The sequence below is a fragment of the Actinomadura harenae genome (assembly GCF_003696215.1).
GTDB classification, from domain to species: domain Bacteria; phylum Actinomycetota; class Actinomycetes; order Streptosporangiales; family Streptosporangiaceae; genus Spirillospora; species Spirillospora harenae.
On sequence record NZ_RFFG01000021.1, the window covers coordinates 78,172 to 96,127 of the forward strand.

The window sequence follows — 17,956 nt, forward strand, 5'->3', positions numbered from 1 at the left end:
AGGGGAGGAGGGACGGTCAGGCGGTGCGCTTGGTCTTGCGTTGCCCGCCGCAGAGCTCCAGGCGGGCATGTTCGATGGCACGAGCCGTGCGAATGTTGCGTGCGTAGTCGGCGGTCACCAGGTCGTAGGCAGAGGTCGCAGCGCGCAAGAAGTCCCGCCAGGCGTCCTCGGTGAAGTCCTGGCGCTGCAGCCGGTCCCAGAACAGGTCATCGGCGGCTGGCCAGTAGGCGGCGGACGCGTGCTCGGCCCAGGCACAGGCGCCGAGCTTCCCATCGGTCACCGACGCCCACGCACGCTTGGCGGCGTACTCCAGCCGCTGCCCGTACATCTCCCCAGCCGTGCGCAGGTCACCGATGCGCCGCGCTGTACGGGGCGCGTACTCCCTGATGCGGAACAGCAACGGGGGAGTGGCCGCAGAGACGAACTGGATGTCCTTGGTCTTGCCGTCCTGCTCGAACCCCAGCGCCCGGACGGTGAACACCCCGAGATCGTCCAGGTCGTTGAGAACTTCGGGACGGCGCGGCTGTGACCCGGCCGTGTTGTCGAGTTGGAGCAACGCGTCCAGGTCACGCCACAGCGCACGACCAGACATGGCGGGCCGGGCGTACAGGTTCCCCTGCTTGCTCAGCTGGTGAACGACGTAGGCATCGCCGGTATCGGGCTGCTTGGCGCGCTTGCCCCAGGTGATGTAGGCATCGAGGACCTGGTCGCCGGTGTCGTCGGGGACGAGGAGGAGAGCGTGCTGCCACGCGCCGGTCAGGCGTGAGCACGGCCCGGGGTAGGGGAGCGGTTGCCTCGGCGGGGCCAGCGGATCGGGCAGATCCGGCACCTCCCATGGGCACGGGTCGTCCTCTCGGCGAAGGCCTCGCGGGGGCGGCGTCAGCCCGGCCAGCAGGGTCTCCAGCAGGGTGGAACCCTCAGGGTGGTAGGACAGGCTGCTGCGTAGGGGGCCTGCAGCGACGTCGGCGGCCTTGACATCCAGGTGGGTGCGCGATGCGCATCGCCCCGACGGGCCGTAGTACAGCCAGATCAGCATGGCCGCGACGGCTTCGGCGCTCGGGAGCGGTTCGGGAGTCGCGTCCCAGTGGTGGGAGAACCACACGCTGTTGTTGCCAGCGGGACGGCCAATGGCGAGCTTGTTGACCCCTGCGCTCTTCGAGGAGACCGACGGGTCGGCCAAGCGAGGATCCTGCAGGAAGGGCCGCTCCGCATCGAAGAGGTCGAAGCGGCCGGGCAGGGAAACGAAGTAGCGACGGACCGCGTCGGCGTCCAAGGGCTTCCCGAAGAGATCCTCGCGGCGCTCGTCCCAATCCGCCCCGTCGAGATCCTCGTCCAAGCCGGTGATGCGGGCGGTCAGCGCGTACAGCAGCCGGTACAGCGCCGACAGCGCCGGGGGCGGTGTCACGGTGAGCGCCTCGATCTCGTGTGCGTGGATCAGCAGGTCCCTCAGACCCACGCTGCCGGGCCGGTCGACGCCGGGGTTCTTCCAACGCACGGCCATCCAGGGGCGGACGACCAGGTCGAAGCTGGCACGACGGTGCATGAAAGCGCCCTTCATCCAGGCGAATACACGGTTCGGTAAGCTGCCCTGCGTTCCTCGCCTCGGCGAGGGTGAGCCGCGGTGATAGGTCAGAGAATCGACGGCCGTCGCTGTGTCCCCGCGCAGGCGGGGGAGCAGGGCTCAGAACGAGCGCGACGCCGCCGAATGTACGCAAGCGGTGCTAGGTGAGGCCCAGGTTTTTGGAGTATTGGACACTCGCTGTCCGTATGCGGCCATGCCACAATCCGTCAGCGGAACGGCGCATCGGCAGCAGCGCCCACCCCCTCAGCACCGGGTTGTCGATCCAGGCGGGTGGCGGTTCCAGCAGGTCGGTCCCCTCGCCCAGCCAAGGGCCGGGGACCGGGATCATGTGCTCGGCTATCAGCCGAGCCTCCGGAGCCGTCACCCGCGCCTCCCCGCGCAGTCCCGGTGCCGGGCTGAGCCCTTGCTCATCGAGCGTCCACCGACCGCCGCCATGCTCATAGACGCACACCAGGCGAGCCGAATCCGCACCCAGCCGGGTCGCGATCATCGCCTCGTCCACCGGGACCCGGGTGTTGCTGAGCCGCCGCAGGTCATGCAGACGCCGCTCGAAAGGCGGGTCGATGCCGACGAGAGTCGCCAGCTGCCGGTGGGCCGCCTGTTCGGCGATCCTCTCGGAATCGGCTCGGATCACGGCGGACGCCGACTCGGCGCCCAGCTCGACGGCCCGCGCGAAGTCCTCGGCGTAGACGGCGTCCACCAGCCCCTGCACGTCCCGGGGAACATCGACCAGAGAGGCGCCCAGTTTCCGAAGCAGCAGATGCGTGCGGCGAAGCAGAGACTCGCTGTACACCGTGCCCCACTCGGCCGGAACCGAGAAGTCGCCGTCGGCCTTCACCGGATCCAGCACCACGACACGCGGCTCCGCTCCGGCCCAAGCCGGACGCCGGTCTCCGTGCAGGTCACGCTCGCGATCACGGTGCCGCTGGCACCGTCCGGCACGCTGCAGCAGCAGTGCCATCGGAGCAAGGTCGGTGATCAGGAGGTCGAAGTCGAGATCGAGGGACTGCTCGATGATTTGTGTAGACACCAGCACCGTCCGAGGCCGCGAGCCGTCCTTCCCGAACGCCGCCTCACAGTCGCCGATGACCGCCGCCCGGTCGGCCGTCCGGAACCGGGAGTGCAGCAGCCTCAGCTCTGGCGGCTCCCGGCCGTCGTCCTGCAACTGGGCGAACCAGTCGGCCAAGGCCGCATAGGTGTCCTGAGCCTCGGCGACAGTGGTGCAGCACACCAGCACGCATCCCTGGTCATCGTCCACCAAGGGACCGAGCAACTCCTTGACGACACCTAACCGATGGCCGGGGCGGCCGGTGTCGGGCCCCCGCAGCACCGGACGGACGTCGAAGCGCAACTCCCGCTCACGCTCACTGCGCACCGCGCGCGGCTTGTGGACGATCCCCGTGGCCGCGTCCGCGAAGACCCATCCCGGATAGCACGGCTGAAGGACACCCGCGGGGGCGGAATGCCCGGCCCCCCGCATGTAGGCGTCGACCAGCGAACGAGCGGACTCTCCCGTGAGAGTGGCCGACAGCAGAACGACCGGCGCCTGCAACGCCCCCAGCCACTCCAGAAGGCGCACCAGCAACGCGTGCATCCACGCGTCATAGGCATGCGCCTCGTCGACCACCATCACCTTCCCTGCCAGCGCCAGCAGGCGAAGGACCCCATACCTGACCGGAAGGACCCCCGTGAGGCCCTGATCGATCGTGAAGGTACTGAGCGGCGCGACCAGCCCACGCCGACTCCCCCGCAACCACTGGGCCGCCTCCACCGAAGTCCCGGGCTCGGTGACGACGACGTCTCCGCCGGCCGCCGAGACGGCCGCCTCCCCGGCAGTGGCAGCCGACAACCACGCCATGCTGTGCACGCGGGTCAGCGCCGCGTCACGCGCCAAGGCACGCCTGGCGAACCGCTCTACTCGGCGATGCATCGCATCGGTGGTCGCCATCGTCGGCAACGAGAACCCCAGGCCACCTACGCCACACGCACGCGCCAGCACCCCCGCCGCGTACAAGGCCGCCTCAGTCTTCCCGTCCCCGGGCGGAGCGGTCACCAGCAGCAGCCCAGGCCCGCCGACCAGCTGCGGCAATTCACGCACGATCGAATCCTGCAGCGCGTTCGGCGCGAAGCCGAACAGCTCCTCAAACGGACGGTCCCGGAAATCGGCCTGCCCGAGACCGGCCTCCCGCACGACCTGCGGAGCGTCCGCCACAGCCTGGGCCCAATGCGCCTCCAGGTCCTGGTCCGAAGCACTCCACCCCGGGCCGGGCATGCGCGCCCGAATGAACGACTCCTGACTGGCCAGCCAGTCGGCAACAATGACCAGCCCGGTCACCACGACCGCGACCGGAGCCGAAAGCCGCGCCGACAACGCCTGCGACGCACCGGTCAACCGCTGGAGAACCGCCACATGCGCACGGCACTGCTCCTCCCAGGGCCCCTTGCCGACGCCATCACGAGCCCCACGCGGATCACGCAGCTCCCGCCGCTTCAAAGCCGGGCAGAACCGGCCATGGTGCGCCCCGAGCATCTGAGCGATCTGATGAGCAACGTCATCCCGAGCCGACTCCGCAGCCGGATACCCCAGCTCCCGCAGCGCCGTCACCAGCACCCAGTGACTGACCTCGTTATGCGCCAGCCCCTTCACGGGCTGATCACGCGCGAACTCCGGAGACTCGCTGATCAACCCCTCGTAGAGATCGTCCACGAGCACCTGAAACGACGGAGAGACCTTCCCGACGTCATGCAGACCAGCCCAGAAACCGACCAGCCGCCTCGCCTCACCACGAGAAACACCAAGCTCGTCGGACCGCAACGCGGGCGTCCCCGCCAGCCAGGCGTCCCACAACGCACCAGCGATCGCCGCCGTGTCGAGGAGATGACACGCGACCGGATACGCCCCCGGAAGCCCCGCCCGCTTACCCCAGAGACGACCATCAACACCCACCACTCGCACGGGATCCCGCTCTGGCATGAGCCCCTCCGAGCCTCTCACAACTGGGAGCGACCACCCCATCACACACCACCGACATTTCCGCGCCAGCGACCCGTAAGCTGCCCAAGTGATCCACCACGAACGAACCAGCCAGAGCAAGTCACAAAACAATAACGGCACCTAATCGACGCAGGTCGCGAAGTGTTCTCTCCGCGCGAGCGGAGGTGGTTCGCCCGCGTGGTGCGGCACATGCGACGAGACGACGTTCTCTCCGCGCGAGCGGAGGTGGTTCGCTGCGCTCGTAACCCTCAAGGGCTTCGTGCACGTTCTCTCCGCGCGAGCGGAGCTGGTTCGCAAGGACGAACCAGCTCATGCAGGTGGTCAGCGTTCTCTCCGCGCGAGCGGAGGTGGTTCGAGCGTGCTGGCCACCGACATCGCCCGGCACGCGTTCTCTCCGCGCGAGCGGAGGTGGTTCGTCCTTGAACGTCGCGTGCGTCTCGCGGTGGAGGTTCTCTCCGCGCGAGCGGAGGTGGTCCGCAACAGTCCCGGCTCGCAACAGGCAGCCCGCAAGGGGAGGACTCAGGCTGGCGCTTGGGCCTGTCCTCGTTCTCGCCGCCCCCGGGCAACGCAGGTCAGTGGGTGGGGCTGGTCGTTCCGTAGAGGTCGCGTAGGACGCCGATTTCGGCGGTGCCGGGGAAATCGACGTCGTTGATGGTGATGTTTCGGTTGTTGAAGAGGCTTTCGCTGTAGTCGATGAGGGTCAGTGCGGTGTGTCCTATTCGCCAGGCGATGGTGGTGAACGGGACGGGGTCGGGGGCGGGGCCGCCAGCGCCCTCGGCGTCGATGCGCCACCGCCCGGACGCGTCAGGACGCACCGTCCAGCCGTCCGGGACGGGCTCCCAGAGGTACTCCGCGTCGGTGAGACCAGCGAGCCGGTCCGCTGTGCGCGTCCAGACGGAGCCGAACAGGGCGATGAGCGATTCCGCAGCGGAGGTCATGCCACATCGTGCCCCGGGGCCTGAGCCGGTGCCTATCGGGTTTTGGTGGGGGAGGCCTCGACGAGGGCGTTGCGGGCGGCGTGGACGGCTAGTTGGACGCGGTTCTGGCAGCCGGTCTTGGTGAGGAGGCTGGCCAGGTGGGTTTTGACCGTGGTGACGCCCAGGTGGAGGCGGGCGGCGATTTCGGCGTTTGCCAGGCCCTCGGCGACGAGGGTCAAGACCTCGCGTTCGCGGTCGGTGAGGTCGGGGTTGGTGGTGTCGGGCTCGGTGGTGTGGGCGTCGCGGGCGGCGACGGCTCGTTCGACCAGGCGGCGTAGGGCGCGGGGGCTGAACGGGGTGTCGCCTGCGGCGGCGCGTCGTACGGCGTCGAGGAGTTGGGCGGGTTCGACGTCCTTGGCGAGGAAGCCGCGGGCGCCCGCCGCGAGCGCGGGGTAGAGGTGGTCGTCGTCGTCGAAGGTGGTGAGGACGACGATGATGGTTCCCGGACGGTCCCGGAGGATGCGTTCGGTCGCGGCCGTGCCGTTCAACAGGGGCATGCGCAGGTCCATGAGGATCAGGTCGGGGGCCAGGCGTGCCGCCATCCGGACGGCCTCGTTGCCGTTGGCGGCCTCGCCGACCACCTCCAGGTCCGGTGCGGAGTCGCAGAGCATGCGCAGCCCGGATCGGACGAGGTGCTGATCGTCCACGATCATCAGCCGGATCACGCGGCGCCTCCCGAGGGCAGGAGGGCCGCGAGGCGCCAGCCGCCGCTGGACGGTCCGACCGTCAGGGTCCCGCCGGCCAGTTCGACGCGTTCGCGCATTCCCGGGAGGCCGTGCCCGGCTCCCAGCGAGGACGTGCCGTCCGGCAGGTCGTTCTCCAGTTCCACGCGCACCGCTCCCTCTTCGTCCGCCGCGACCTCCAGCCGGACGGCCGCGCCCGGACCGGCGTGCTTCACCACGTTCGTCATCCCCTCCTGGACGAGCCGCAGCACGGTCAGCGCCCGCACCGCGTCGAGTCGCGTCAGATCCGCGCCGACCTCGGCGTCCACCTTCACCCCGGCCCGTTCTGTGCTGTCGACGACCCCGGCGAGTGTGGCGGGCAGGTCGCCGGGGTCGGTCATCATCGCTCCGAGATCGCGCCCGGGGTCGGCGCGCAGTGCGGCGAGCAGGCGGCGCAGGTCCGCGAGCGCGGTGGCGGCGCTTCCGTGCACGTCGTCCAGCACCTCCCCGATCCGGGAGTCCCCGTTCTGCTTGGGCGCGTCGGAGAACACGTGGCGGGCGACGCCGACGCGCAGGACGATCGAGGCCATGTGGTGCGCGACGATGTCGTGGAGCTCGCGGGCGATGGCGGTGCGTTCGGCCATCCGGGTGGCCTGCTCGGCCAGTTCGCGCCGCCGTTCGGCCTCGGCCGCCCGTTCGCGCGCCGCCTTCGCCTCGTTCTCCACCGAGCGCAGGTAGGCGGCCAGCAGCACCGGGAGCGCGAGCATGACCGTGCCCTTGTAGGCGAGCGAGGCCATGTCCTGCGCGGCTTCCCCGGCCCACATGGCCGTGTATCCGGCGGCGAGGGCGGTGAGCGCCAGCGCGGCCTCCCGCCGGTCGTGCCGCAGGGTCACCTCGAACACCGCGATGCTCGCCGCGACCTTCTCCACGATCGGTGTGCCCGACCCGTACCGGGCGGCGAGGACCAGCAGGACGGGCTGGACGAACGCCGCCGCGAGCGGCCATCGGACGGCGGCGACGAGCACGCCCAGGGACGCGGACGCGATCGTCCACTCCTCCAGGGCGTGCGGAGTGCCGGGCCTGCGCATCAGCACCAGGTAGCCGACCGCGCAGGCCACCACCATCACGCGCGCGACTCGCGCCCGTCCCCATGTCCCGGCCACGGAACGAGCCTAAACCGGACGGACCGGGCACGTGCTCCTCCCCGTGGACGACCCCGCCTCCTTCACCTGGCCGTCCGGGCGGGCCGTTCGGGCGCGGGGACGGGCCCGCCGGGGGAGGTGTGCGGCCGGGGCGCGTCGCGACTCTGGCGGGCATGAACGAGCAGAGGTTGTTCGCCGCGCTGGGCCGGTTCGTGGCCCGGCGGCGGCGCTGGGTGGTGATCGCGGCGGTGGCGTTCGCGGTGTTCGCCGGGGTGTGGGGGACGGGCGTGTTCGGGTCGCTGACGGGCGGCGCGGGCTTCGACGATCCGAAGAGCGATTCGGTGGCCGCCGACCGGATCCTGGCCGGGCCGCTGGGACGGCACGCGCCCGACGTGGTCGTCCTGTACGACACGGGAGCGCGCGGCGTGGACGACCCGTCCGTCGCCGCGTCCATTCGCAAGGCCGTGGACGCGGTGCCGCGCACCGGCGTCGCCGAGATCCGGACGTTCTGGGACACCGGCGATCCCGCGTTCGTGTCCCGCGACCGGCACGCGACGTACGTGACCGTGCGGTTCGCGTCCAGCGACGACCACGAGCGCGTCAAGGCGCTGAAGAAGATCGAGCCGGCGTTCGCCGTGCCGGGGACGAAGGTCCGGTTCGGCGGTGTGACGGCGATGACCGAGCAGGTCAACGCCCGCGCGGGACGGGACGTGGCGCGGGCGGAGAGTGTGTCGATGCCGCTGCTGACCGTCCTGCTGGTCGTGGTGTTCGGGAGCCTGGTCGCGGCGTCGCTGCCGCTGGCGGTCGGGGTGGTCGTCGCGCTCGGCTCGTTCGCGGCCCTGCGCGTGGTCACGCTCGTCACGGACGTGTCGACGTTCTCGGTGAACGTGGTCACGATCCTCGGGCTCGGCCTGGCGATCGACTACGGGCTGCTGATGGTCACCCGGTTCCGGGACGAGCTGCGTGAGGACGGCGCCGACCTGGACGGCGCGGTCGCCCGGACGGTCGCGACGGCCGGGCGGACGGTGGCGGTGTCCGGGCTGCTCGTCGCGGTCTCGTTCGCCGGGCTGACGGTGTTCCCGTCCCGATTCCTCAGCTCGATGGGGTACGCGGGCGCGGCCGTCGTGGCGTTCGCGGTCGCCGGTTCGCTCACGCTGCTGCCCGCGCTGCTGCGCTTCGCCGGGCACCGGGTGAACGCGCTGCGCGTCCCGCTGCCGCGCCTGCGGAACCCGGGCGAACGCTGGTACCGGACGGCCCACCTGGTCATGCGCAGGCCGCTGCTCAGCACGATCGGGCTGGTCGCGGTGCTGCTGGCGCTGGGCGCGCCGTTCCTCGGCGTGAACTGGGCGCGGCCGGGCGACTGGGTGCTGCCGTCCGGCGCGGACGCCCGGGTCGTCACGCGTGAGCTCGGGAGCCGTTTCGCCGCCGACCCCGCCAAGCAGATCACGGCCGTGGTCGAGGGCGCCGCCGACCGTCCCGCGCTCGACGCCTACGCCCGCCGTCTGGCGGACGTCCCGGGCGTGCGCGGCGCGGCCGTCACCGGGACGTCCGGGGACCAGGCGCGGATCTCCCTCGGCTACGCCTTCGACCCGATGTCCCGGCAGGCCGTCCGGACGGTGAACGACCTGCGCGCGACCTCGCCCCCGCCCCACACCCGGGCGCTGTTCACCGGCATGCCCGCGTCCCGTGTCGACATCGTCCACATGATCGGCGTCCGGGTGCCGTGGATGCTGGCGTTCGTCGCGCTCGTGACGTTCGCGGTGCTGTTCGGGGCGTTCGGGTCGGTCGTCCTGCCGGTGAAGGCGCTGCTGCTGAACCTGCTGTCGCTGTCGGCCGCGTTCGGCGCGATCAAGCTGGTCTTCCAGGACGGGTGGCTCTCCGGCGTCCTCGGGTTCACGCCGGTCGGGGCCGTGGACGCCGACTTCCCGGTACTGATCGTCGCGATCGCGTTCGGTCTCGCCGTCGACTACGAGGTGTTCCTGCTCGCGCGGATCCGCGAGGAGCGCGCCCGGACCACCGACCCGGCCGAGGCGATCGCGTCGGCCGTCCGCCGGACCTCCACGGTGATCACCAGCGCGGCGCTGCTGATGGTCGTGGTGGTCGCCGGGTTCCTGGCGTCCGGGATCGTGTTCATGCAGGTCATCGGGGTCGGGTTGATCCTGGCCGTGATCGTGGACGCGACCGTCGTGCGCGGCCTGCTGGTGCCCGCCGTGATGCGCCTGCTGGGGGAGTGGGCGTGGTGGGCGCCGGGACGCCGCGCGCCGCGCGCACCAGCGCGGCCGGCCCTCCCGGAGCGTCCGCCGGTCCGGCCGTGACGACGGTCCCGGACGCGTCGGCGAGCACGGCGTAGGGCGGCCACGGCACGCCGTTCGCGTCGAAGACGTCCGGGTCGACGACCACGGGGAGGCCGCCGCGCCGCAACGCGGCGGCCTCCCCGAACGAGGTCACCACCACGACACTGACGTCCCTGGACGCCTCGACGAACGCGGGCAGGACGTCCAGGCACGTCCCGCAGGTGGGCGCGACCAGCGCGAACAGCGTCGGCTCGCGCCGCGCCGCGACCTCGCCCGCCAGGACGAACGGGTCCCCGGCCCGTGGCCCGCGCGCGGTCTCCGGCGCGGCGGGCGCCTCCACGGGCACCGGCCCCGGACGCAGCACCAGCCCCAGCCCGGCGATGACCAGCAGATACCCGGCGGCCAGCGGAAGCCCGGAAACCGGCATGCCGGGCGCGAACGCCGCCATGACCGACAGGACGAGCATCGCGCCCGCGCGGGCCAGGCTCACCGGCCCGACCAGCGTCGTCCGCCCGGGACGGCCGAAACAGCCGCAGTCCACCCGCAGCCCGCGCCGCAGCACGGAGACCTGCGCGAACAGCAGGACGAGGAACAGCAGCCCCGAGCAGAAGGCCCCGATGTGCCGCGTCCCGGGCGGGACGAGCAGCCCCGCCACCACGAGCTCGGCGAGGAGAGCCGCCCACGCGGCGGGCTGCGCCAGCCCGGACGGCACCAGCCGGTACCCGGCGACGGCCCGCGCGAAACCACCCGGATCACGCAGCTTGCCGAGTGCCGCGACCATCAGCACCGCCACCAGCGCCGGACCTGCCGCGCCGAGGACGATCGCGCCCATCCCTCCCACCCCCTTCGGAACGGGCCATGCTAATCGAGCCCCACCGGCCTGCCGTAATGTGAGGATCATGGACTCACGGGGGGAATCCGAGCCCATCGACCCGGCCGCACCGGAAGGCGCCGCGGATCCGTTCGTCCGGGTCCGGGGCGCGCGGGAGCACAACCTACGGAACGTGGACGTGGCCGTCCCGCGCGACGCGCTCGTGGTGTTCACCGGCGTGTCCGGATCGGGCAAGTCGTCCCTGGCGTTCGGGACGCTGTACGCCGAGGCGCAGCGCCGCTACCTGGAGTCGGTCGCCCCCTACGCGCGGCGGCTGCTGCACCAGGTCGGCGCCCCCGACGTGGACGAGATCAGCGGGCTGCCCCCGGCGGTCGCGCTCGGCCAGCGCCGCTCGAACCCGTCGTCCCGGTCGTCGGTCGGGACGGTCACGGCGGTGTCGAACTCGCTGCGCATGCTCCTGTCCCGCGCGGGCGACTACCCCGAGGGCGCCGCCCGCCTGGACTCCGACGCGTTCTCGCCGAACACTCCGGTGGGGGCCTGCCCGAACTGCCACGGCCTCGGCGAGGTCCACGACGTGACCGAGGCGTCCCTGGTCCCGGACGCGTCGCTGTCGATCAGGGAGGGGGCCGTCGCGTCCTGGCCGGGCGGCTGGATGGGCAAGAACCTCCGCGAGATCCTCGAAGAACTCGGCGTCGACGTCGACAGGCCCTGGCGCGAGCTGCCCCGGGACCGCCGCGACTGGATCCTGTTCACCGACGAGCAGCCCGTCGTGACCGTCCACCCGGTGCGCGAGGCCCACCGCACGCAGGGCACCTACCAGGGCACCTTCCACAGCGCCAAGCGGCTCGTGCTGCGCGCGTACGCCGAGTCGAAGAGCGAGAAGCGCCGCCAGAAGGCGGAGACCTTCATGACCAGCGCGATCTGCCCGGTCTGCCACGGCAAGCGGCTGCGGCCCGAGGCGCTCGCCGTCACCTTCGCCGGACGCGACGTCGCCGACCTGGCCGCGCTGCCGCTCATCGACCTGGCCGCCGTCCTGCGCCCGCATGCGCGCGGGACGGGCCCGGCCGCCGTGCTGTCCCGCGACCTCATCGAACGCGTCGAGGTGCTGACCGAGCTCGGCCTCGGCTACCTCGGCACCGACCGGGCCAGCACGACCCTGTCGGCGGGCGAGCTGCAGCGGCTGCGGATGGCGACGCAGCTCCGCTCCGGGCTGTTCGGCGTCGTCTACGTCCTGGACGAGCCGTCCGCGGGCCTGCACCCGGCCGACACCGAAGCGCTGATGGCCAGCCTGCAACGGCTGAGAACAGCGGGGAACAGCCTGTTCGTCATCGAGCACGACCTGTCGGTGGTGCACCGCGCCGACTGGATCGTCGACGTCGGGCCCGGCGCGGGCGTCCACGGCGGGGAGGTCCTGTACAGCGGCCCGGTGGACGCCCTGCGCGACGTCCCCGCGTCGGTGACGCGCCGCTACCTGTTCGGCGAGGCCGGGCGCCCGGAGTACGCGCCGCGTGAGCCGTCCGGATGGCTGAAGCTGCGCGGCGTCTCCCGCCACAACCTGCGCGACCTCGACGTGGACGTCCCGATGGGCGTGTTCACCGCGATCACCGGCGTGTCCGGGTCCGGCAAGTCCAGCCTGCTCGACGCCATCGCTGACGCCCCCACCGACGGTGAAGGACGCGTCGTCCGCGTCGACCAGAAGCCCATCGGGCGCACCCCGCGTTCCAACCTCGCGACGTACACGGGTCTGTTCGACGCCGTCCGCAAGGTGTTCGCCGAGACCGGCGAGGCCAGGGCGCGCGGCTACGACGCCGGGCGGTTCTCGTTCAACGTCGCCGGAGGCCGCTGCGAGAACTGCCAGGGCGAGGGCTACGTCTCCGTCGAGCTGCTGTTCCTGCCGAGCACCTACGCGCCGTGCCCGGTGTGCGGCGGAGCCCGCTACAACCCCGAGACCCTGCAGGTCACCTACCGGGACGTGAACATCGCGCAGGTCCTCAACATGACCGTGGACGACGCCGCCGAGTTCCTCGCCGACGTCCGCCCGGCGGCGCGGTCCCTCCGGACGCTGCGGGAGGTCGGCCTCGGCTACCTGAGGCTCGGCCAGCCCGCCACGGAACTGTCCGGCGGCGAGGCGCAACGCGTGAAACTGGCGTCCGAGCTCCAGCGGGCCCGCCACGGCGGCACCCTCTACGTCCTGGACGAGCCGAGCACCGGCCTGCACCCCGCCGACACCGAGGTCCTGGTCGGGCAGCTGCGGGCGCTCGTCGGCGAGGGCGCGACCGTCGTGGTCGTCGAGCACGACATGGACGTCGTCGCGACCGCCGACCACGTCATCGACCTCGGCCCGGGAGGCGGAGCGGCCGGCGGACGCGTCATCGCGCAGGGCGCCCCCGCCGACGTCGCCGCCTCCTCCGGCCGCACCGCGCCCTACCTCAGGACGGCCCTGAGTGGCGGCGGCCGCGCAGGTCAGGCGTCGTAGTCGACCGACAGCTCGTCGGTCTCCGGGAGGGACTGGCAGGTCAGCACGTACCCGGCGTCGACCTCGCCCGGCTCGAGCGCGAAGTTGCGCCGCATGTGCACCGACCCGGACGTCACCTTCGCCCGGCACGTCCCGCAGACGCCGCCCTTGCACGCGAACGGCAGGTCCGGCCGGACGCGCTGCGCCGACTCCAGGACGGTCCGGTCGCGGGGGAGCGCCGCCGTCGTCGACCGGCCGTCCAGCGTGATCGTGACCCGGCTGACCGGGCCCTGCGGCGCCGCGTCCTCGTGCCGCAATGGCTCGACCGGCTCGTCCTCGGCGAAGAACAGCTCCCGGTGGACGCGCCCGGCGGGCACCCCGAGGCCGTCCAGGACGCGCCGGGCGTCCTCGACCATCCCGATCGGCCCGCACAGCCACCAGTGCGACGCGTCCCGCAGGTCCAGGCCGTCGACGAGCGCGGCGAACCGCCCGGCGTCGATGCGCCCGGACAGCAGTTCGGCCTCGCGCGGCTCCCAGGACAGGACGTGCGCGAGGTGGAATCGCGCGGGGTACAGGTCCTTCAGGTCGGCGAGGTCCTCGGTGAACATCACCGTGTCGGTGCGGCGGTTGCCGTACAGCAGCGTGACGCGCGTGTCCGGATGCGCGGCCAGCGCGGACGCCGCGATCGACAGCATCGGCGTCACCCCCGACCCGGCCGCGACCAGCACGTGGTGGGCGGGCTCGCCGAGGTCCGGGGTGAAGGTGCCCGTGGGGCCCATCACCTCGACCTCGTCGCCCGCGCGCGCCTCGTTGACCAGCCACGACGAGAACAGCCCGCCCGGCACCTCGCGGACGCCGATCCGCGGCGGGGACCCGGCGGGCGCGCAGATCGAGTACGAGCGGCGCTCGTCCCGGCCGTCCTCGATCCGGCGCAGCGTCAGCGCCTGCCCCGGCAGGAACGCGAACTCCGCGGCCAGCTCCGGCGGCACGTCGAAGGTGACGGCCACCGCGTCCGCGCAGAGCCGCTCGACGTCCGCGACGCGCAGCCGGTGGAACGTCCGGCGGCGGCGGACGGGGGCGGTGGTCGCCGAAACGGTCACGCTAGATCTCCTTGACCTGCTCGAACGGCTCGGAACAGGCCCGGCAGCGCCACAGCGCCTTGCACGCCGTGGACGAGAACCGGGACGTCTCCTCGGTGTCGCGGGACCCGCAGCGCGGGCACGGCACCGCCCGCCGGACACCCCCCAGCGTCAGCGGCACCGGCCCGCGCGGGGCCTCTCCAGGCGGCGCGACCCCGTACTCGGCCAGCTTCCGCCGGCCCTCCCCGGTGATCCAGTCGGACGTCCACGGCGGGGAGAGGACGGTCGTGACCCGCACGTCCGCGTAGCCCGCCGCGTGTAGCGACCGGACCACGTCGGCGCGCATCTCGGCCATCGCCGGGCAGCCGCTGTAGGTCGGCGTCAGCGCGACCGTGACCGAGCCGTCCGCGGCCTCCGCGACGTCCCGCAGGACGCCGAGGTCCGCCAGCGTCAGCATCGGCAGCTCCGGGTCGGCGACCCGCTCCGCGATCTCGCGTGCGCTCATCTCGATCCTCCCCACCTCACCATCGGGCTCCGGGGAGGGCGCGCGCGACGCTCTGCATCTCGAACAGCAGCGGCGCCAGGCACGGCGTGTGCACCCCGGCGCGGCCCTCGCCGTCCATCCGCTCGAACTCCGGCACCGTCAGCGTCGCCGCCTCCGCCACCTGAGCCAGGACGGCCCCGACCTCGTCCCGGACGTCCTGCCCGGACGGCGTGGCCCGGAGCAGCTCGTCGACGTACGGTGCGATCGTGTCCAGGCCCTCTTGCATGCGGCGGTGCGACTCGTCCGTGCCGTCCCCGAGCCGGACGACCCACTCGGCCGCGTACTGCCGGTGGTAGGTCAGCTCCTTGACGCCCTTCGCCGCGACGGCCCGCAGCACCGGGTCCGGATGCCCGGCGGCGAGCCGCTCGAACACCGCCAGCCGGTGCGCGGAGAACACCAGCAGCCGCGCCATCGAGAACGCGAAGTCGCCGTTCGGCAGCTCCACGAGCCGGACGTTGCGGAACTCCTCGGTCTCGCGCTGGTAGGCCAGGTCGTCCTCGGTGCGGCCGGTGCCGTCCACCTGGCCGACGCGGGTCAGCAGCATGCGCGCCTGGCCGAGCAGGTCCAGGCCGATGTTGGCGAGCGCGACCTCCTCCTCCAGCTCGGGCGCGCGCGTGCACCACTCCGCGAGCCGCTGCGACGCGATCAGCGCGTCGTCCCCGAGACCGAGGCACAGCGCGGCCAGACCCGCGGGGTCCACGCCGTCGGGGACGGTCGTGTCCACGCCGTGCAGCGGGTCCTGGAAGCCCGTGCCGAACGCCCAGCGGGAGTCGTCCTGCTCCTGCGCCAGCGACAGGTACACGTGATCGTCTTCGCGCATCGTCGCCTCCCTAGATGTGCGGGACGTCGTCGGGGATGTCGTAGAACGTCGGGTGCCGGTAGACCTTGTCGCCGCTCGGCTCGAAGAACGGGTCCTTCTCGTCCGGCGTCGACGCGGTGATGTCGGACGACCGCACCACCCAGATCGACACGCCCTCGTTCCGCCGCGTGTACAGGTCGCGCGCGTGCGTCAGCGCCATCCGGCCGTCCGCCGCGTGCAGCGACCCGACGTGCACGTGGTTCAGCCCGCGCTTGCCCCGCACGAACACCTCGAACAGTGGCCAGTCCTCGTTCATCGCGCCTCCCGCTCGTCCGCCTGCCCGGCCTCGCCCGCCGTGGTCCCGTCGGCCGCGGTCCCACCGGCCGCTTCCTTACCGGCCGCGGCCTCGTGCTCGGCGTCCTGCCGGGCGGCCCGCTTCCTCGCGTGCGCGGCGGCGGCCTGGCGGACCCACTGGCCGTCCTCGTGGGCGCGGCGCCGCCGCTCGATCCGCTCCTCGTTGCAGGGGCCGTCGCCGCTGATCACGCGCTTCAGCTCGTCCCAGTCCGGGGTGCCGAAGTCGTGGCGGCCGCGCTCCTCGTTCCAGCGCAGCTCGGGGTCGGGCAGCGTGACGCCGAGCTTCTCCGCCTGCGGGACGGTCATGTCCACGAACCGCTGGCGGAGCTCGTCGTTGCTGTGCCGTTTGATCTTCCATCCCATCGAGCGCGCCGAGTTCGGGGACGATGTGTCCGGCGGCCCGAACATCATCAGCGACGGCCACCACCAGCGGTCCACGGCGTCCTGCACCATCGCCCGCTGGGCCGCGGTGCCGCGCATCATGGTCAGCAGCAGCTCGTAGCCCTGCCGCTGGTGGAACGACTCCTCCTTGCAGATCCGCACCATCGCGCGCGCGTACGGGCCGAAGCTGCTGCGGCACAGCGGCACCTGGTTGCAGATCGCCGCGCCGTCCACCAGCCAGCCGATCACCCCGACGTCGGCGAACGACAGGGTCGGGTAGTTGAAGATCGACGAGTACTTCTGCCGACCCTCGATCAGGCGGCGGGTCAGGTCGGCCCGGTCCACGCCGAGCGTCTCCGCCGCCGCGTAGAGGTACAGCCCGTGGCCCGCCTCGTCCTGGACCTTGGCGAACAGGATCGCCTTGCGGCGCAGGGACGGCGCGCGTGTGATCCACGCGCCCTCCGGCTGCATCCCGATGATCTCCGAGTGCGCGTGCTGCGCGATCTGCCGGACCAGGGTGCTCCGGTAGGCGTCCGGCATCCAGTCGCGCGGCTCGATCCGCCGGTCGTGCGCGATCACCCCGTCGAAGTGCGCCTGGAGGCGGTCCTCGGCCCCGGGCTCCGCGGCGGTCGTGGTCTGCGTCATCGGCCCCACTTCCTTACCGACCATTCGTTCAGTAATTAGTCTGAGGGATGACACCCGTCCACGGCAAGACACCCCAGGAGGACCCGGACATGCCCGACAAGCCCGAAGGCCCTGTGCACGCGATGCTCGCGACCGACCGGGCCTCAGCGGAACTCGGCATCGAACTGATCGACTGGGGCCCCGGAACCGCCGACCTGCGGATGACGGTCACCGAGACCATGGTCAACGGCCACGGCCTCGCCCACGGCGGCTACATCTTCCTGTTCGCCGACACCGCGTTTGCATGTGCCTGCAACAGCCACGGGCCGGTCACCGTCGCCGCGGGCGCCGACGTCACCTTCGTCACGTCCGCCTACGCCGGGGACGTCCTGCACGCCGAGGCCCGCGAACGCGTCCGCTACGGCCGCAGCGGCGTCTACGACGTCACGATCAGGCGCGGCGACGAGGTCGTCGCCGAGTTCCGCGGCCGCTCCCGCGAACTCTCCCGCCGGGAGGCCGCCCCCGAGCAACCTGTGCGACAGTGACCGACATGAGCACCACACCGGTCACCGGCGGACGGCGCGGACGGCCCGGGTACGACCGCGCCCGCCTGCTGGACGTCGCCGTCGCCGCGTTCAACGAGCGCGGCTACGACGGCACCGGCATGGAGGAACTGTCGCGGCGCCTCGGCATCACCAAGTCCGCCATCTACCACCACGTGTCCGGTAAGGAGGAACTCCTCGACCTCGCCGTGAACCGGGCCCTGGACGCCCTCTTCGCCGTCCTGGACGCCGAACTCGACCGCCCCCCGGGGGCCTCCGGCGGGACCGCGATCATCGATCCGCCGGTCACCGCCACCGAGCGGCTGGAGCGGACGGTCCGGGGCGCCGTCCGGGTCCTGGTGGACGAGCAGCCCTACGTCACGCTGCTCCTGCGCGTGCGCGGGAACTCGGAGGTCGAGCGGCGCGCCCTCGAACGCCGCCGAGAGTTCGACCACCGCCTCGCGGGCCTGGTCGCGCGGGCCGCGGCCGAGGGCGGGGTCCGCGACGACGTCGACCCCGGCTTCGCCGCGCGCGTGCTGTTCGGCGCGGTCAACTCGCTCACCGAGTGGTACCGCCCGGACGGCGGCATGACCGCCGAGGCCGTCGCGGACGGCCTGGCCGCGCTTCTCTTCGACGGCCTCCGCAGCCCCTCCCGGCCCGAGCCCGCCCCTTGAGTCGAGCCCGTCCCGGCCCC

14 protein-coding genes and 1 pseudogene are annotated in these 17,956 nt (G+C 72.2%); 4 read left to right on the plus strand and 11 right to left on the minus strand.

Annotated elements, in window-relative coordinates:
- Nucleotides 1-16: 16 nt before the first annotated feature.
- The 5 genes from casA to EBO15_RS14360 all read right to left on the minus strand — a co-directional run bounded on the left by casA (nucleotide 17) and on the right by EBO15_RS14360 (nucleotide 7,379).
- The gene (casA, locus tag EBO15_RS14340; RefSeq protein WP_199744528.1) at nucleotides 17-1,558 is read right to left on the minus strand and encodes a type I-E CRISPR-associated protein Cse1/CasA; all 1,542 of its coding nucleotides are present in this window, start codon (nucleotides 1,556-1,558) and stop codon (nucleotides 17-19) included.
- Nucleotides 1,559-1,721: 163 nt separating this feature from the next.
- On the minus strand, nucleotides 1,722-4,529 hold the full coding sequence (locus EBO15_RS14345) for a CRISPR-associated endonuclease Cas3'' (protein ID WP_158628225.1): 2,808 nt from the start codon (nucleotides 4,527-4,529) through the stop codon (nucleotides 1,722-1,724).
- Nucleotides 4,530-5,149: 620 nt separating this feature from the next.
- Nucleotides 5,150-5,515 (minus strand): DinB family protein, encoded by a 366-nt coding sequence (locus tag EBO15_RS14350; RefSeq protein WP_122194871.1) that lies wholly within the window; start codon nucleotides 5,513-5,515, stop codon nucleotides 5,150-5,152.
- A gap of 32 nt (nucleotides 5,516-5,547) precedes the next feature.
- A complete protein-coding gene (locus EBO15_RS14355) occupies nucleotides 5,548-6,219 on the minus strand; it encodes a response regulator (RefSeq protein WP_122194872.1) in 672 nt (223 codons plus the stop codon).
- On the minus strand, nucleotides 6,216-7,379 hold the full coding sequence (locus tag EBO15_RS14360) for a sensor histidine kinase (protein ID WP_147481497.1): 1,164 nt from the start codon (nucleotides 7,377-7,379) through the stop codon (nucleotides 6,216-6,218). Before EBO15_RS14360 ends, EBO15_RS14355 begins: the two co-directional genes overlap by 4 nt.
- 152 nt (nucleotides 7,380-7,531) lie before the next feature.
- Between EBO15_RS14360 and EBO15_RS14365 the strand changes: the two genes are divergently transcribed.
- Nucleotides 7,532-9,673 carry an MMPL family transporter gene (locus EBO15_RS14365; protein WP_122194874.1) on the plus strand — a complete coding sequence of 714 codons (2,142 nt, stop codon included), beginning with the start codon at nucleotides 7,532-7,534 and terminating at the stop codon, nucleotides 9,671-9,673.
- A gap of 427 nt (nucleotides 9,674-10,100) precedes the next feature.
- Here EBO15_RS14365 and EBO15_RS46000 read toward each other — a convergent pair.
- A pseudogene (locus EBO15_RS46000) lies at nucleotides 10,101-10,580 on the minus strand (MauE/DoxX family redox-associated membrane protein); the annotation flags it as partial.
- Between EBO15_RS46000 and EBO15_RS14375 the strand changes: the two are divergent.
- On the plus strand, nucleotides 10,552-12,960 hold the full coding sequence (locus EBO15_RS14375) for an ATP-binding cassette domain-containing protein (protein WP_122194876.1): 2,409 nt from the start codon (nucleotides 10,552-10,554) through the stop codon (nucleotides 12,958-12,960). The pseudogene EBO15_RS46000 and the gene EBO15_RS14375 sit on opposite strands and share 29 nt — an antisense overlap.
- Here the strand turns inward: EBO15_RS14375 and paaE are convergent.
- From paaE to paaA, 5 genes are read right to left on the minus strand one after another with little or no spacing between them, the layout of a single operon-like run.
- Nucleotides 12,948-14,039, minus strand: coding sequence for a 1,2-phenylacetyl-CoA epoxidase subunit PaaE (gene paaE, locus EBO15_RS14380; RefSeq protein WP_122194877.1), 1,092 nt, complete (start codon nucleotides 14,037-14,039; stop codon nucleotides 12,948-12,950). The two genes, EBO15_RS14375 and paaE, sit on opposite strands and share 13 nt — an antisense overlap.
- 1 nt (nucleotide 14,040) lies before the next feature.
- Nucleotides 14,041-14,523 carry a 1,2-phenylacetyl-CoA epoxidase subunit PaaD gene (paaD, locus tag EBO15_RS14385; RefSeq protein ID WP_122194878.1) on the minus strand — a complete coding sequence of 161 codons (483 nt, stop codon included), beginning with the start codon at nucleotides 14,521-14,523 and terminating at the stop codon, nucleotides 14,041-14,043.
- Between the two features lie 16 nt (nucleotides 14,524-14,539).
- Entirely contained in the window at nucleotides 14,540-15,382 is an 843-nt protein-coding gene (paaC, locus tag EBO15_RS14390) for a 1,2-phenylacetyl-CoA epoxidase subunit PaaC (RefSeq protein WP_122194879.1), read from the minus strand.
- A gap of 10 nt (nucleotides 15,383-15,392) precedes the next feature.
- The gene (paaB, locus tag EBO15_RS14395; protein ID WP_122194880.1) at nucleotides 15,393-15,677 is read right to left on the minus strand and encodes a 1,2-phenylacetyl-CoA epoxidase subunit PaaB; all 285 of its coding nucleotides are present in this window, start codon (nucleotides 15,675-15,677) and stop codon (nucleotides 15,393-15,395) included.
- Nucleotides 15,674-16,741: a 1,2-phenylacetyl-CoA epoxidase subunit PaaA gene (gene paaA / locus EBO15_RS14400; RefSeq protein ID WP_122194881.1), complete on the minus strand. Its 1,068-nt coding sequence runs from the start codon at nucleotides 16,739-16,741 to the stop codon at nucleotides 15,674-15,676. Before paaA ends, paaB begins: the two co-directional genes overlap by 4 nt.
- Nucleotides 16,742-16,830: 89 nt before the next feature.
- Between paaA and paaI the strand changes: the two genes are divergently transcribed.
- Nucleotides 16,831-17,265 carry a hydroxyphenylacetyl-CoA thioesterase PaaI gene (gene paaI, locus EBO15_RS14405; protein ID WP_122194882.1) on the plus strand — a complete coding sequence of 145 codons (435 nt, stop codon included), beginning with the start codon at nucleotides 16,831-16,833 and terminating at the stop codon, nucleotides 17,263-17,265.
- 5 nt (nucleotides 17,266-17,270) lie between these two features.
- Nucleotides 17,271-17,936 carry a TetR/AcrR family transcriptional regulator gene (locus EBO15_RS14410; RefSeq protein WP_122194899.1) on the plus strand — a complete coding sequence of 222 codons (666 nt, stop codon included), beginning with the start codon at nucleotides 17,271-17,273 and terminating at the stop codon, nucleotides 17,934-17,936.
- Nucleotides 17,937-17,956 lie beyond the last annotated feature (20 nt).